This is a genomic window from Methanoculleus sp. MH98A, assembly GCF_000691865.1.
GTDB lineage: Archaea > Halobacteriota > Methanomicrobia > Methanomicrobiales > Methanoculleaceae > Methanoculleus.
Map to the genome: position 1 here is coordinate 1 of NZ_JMIO01000158.1, position 1,217 is coordinate 1,217.

Below are 1,217 nucleotides of genomic sequence, written 5' to 3' on the forward strand. Positions count from 1 at the left end.
GATTTGCCAACTCGCATTTACCACGCTCAATAGGGAATCGCAGCCCCTGAAACGAAGAACTCCTGTTGCCGCAACACGACCGGGCCGCGATATAATCGTGAAATTCGGCCATAAAAATGGATCCAGACATTTTCCATTCGGGCTTTTCCGAGAAAAAGTATTTCCATCTTCTAAAACTGAATTTATCTTCTCCAATCGGGAGGGGCAAATAAATAGGTTTATGTTTGAAAACTACGATCTATCCTTGAGACGGTTTTGGATGATCAGGGCCTACACTATCGCCTCCGGAAAAGGAGGAACCGGGAAGACGACCGTCACCGCAAACCTGGGGACAGCACTGGCTCAGCATGGCAGGGAGACGTGTATCGTCGATACGGATGTCGGGATGGCCAATCTCGGGTTGGTGTTGGGTCTTGCAGAGACCCCGATCACGCTCCACGAGGTTCTGGCAGGGGCGGCGTCAATCCAGGATGCAATGTACGAGGGGCCGTACGGCCTCAAAGTGGTACCCTGCGGTCTCTCGCTCCAGGGGTTCCAGAACGCGAACCCGGAACGGCTTAGAGACGTGATGTGTGATCTCACCGACCGTTGTGATTTCCTGCTTCTGGATGCACCCGCGGGTATCGGCATGGACGGAGTCGTACCGCTCACCGTGGCAGACGAGGTCCTGCTGGTCGTGAACCCGGAGATCTCTTCGATCGTGGATGCTCTGAAGATCAAGATCCTGACGGAGACGGTCGGCGGCACCATCGGTGGGGCTATCCTCAACCGGGCGATACTGGAAGAGAACGACATGAACCGGAAAAAGATCGAGAAGACCCTCGGCGTATCGATCATCGATACGGTGCCCGAAGACGCAAACGTACGAAGGGCCGCAGCGGCAAAGACGCCGGTCGTCGTCAAATCACCAGGATCCGAATCATCGAAAGCGTTCAGAAGAATCGCAGCCACGTTGGCGGGCATCCCCGTTGAGGCGGAGCCGCACAAGGTGCAGGAAGGATTTGTTGAGCGGTTCGCCCGCGCACTATTCAGGAGAGAACCATGATGACTATGGATATTAACGCAATCATGATAGTCCTGCTCTCGGTAACCATCGTTTGCCTGCTGTTTATTATGTACGTGATGTACGTGCGCATCCAGCAGCTTCTCAAAGAGGTCGAGTCATTGACCGGCAGAATGGAGATCACCGGCAGCGAACTGGAACAACTGACAAGAAG

General features: G+C 54.2%; 1 protein-coding gene. It reads left to right on the forward strand.

All coding sequences use genetic code 11. From position 1 onward, the window contains the following. The first annotated feature begins 259 nt into the window (after nt 1–259). On the forward strand, nt 260–1,045 hold the full coding sequence (gene minD, locus EI28_RS12275) for a cell division ATPase MinD (protein WP_048115225.1): 786 nt from the start codon (nt 260–262) through the stop codon (nt 1,043–1,045). Nucleotides 1,046–1,217: the final 172 nt, after the last annotated feature.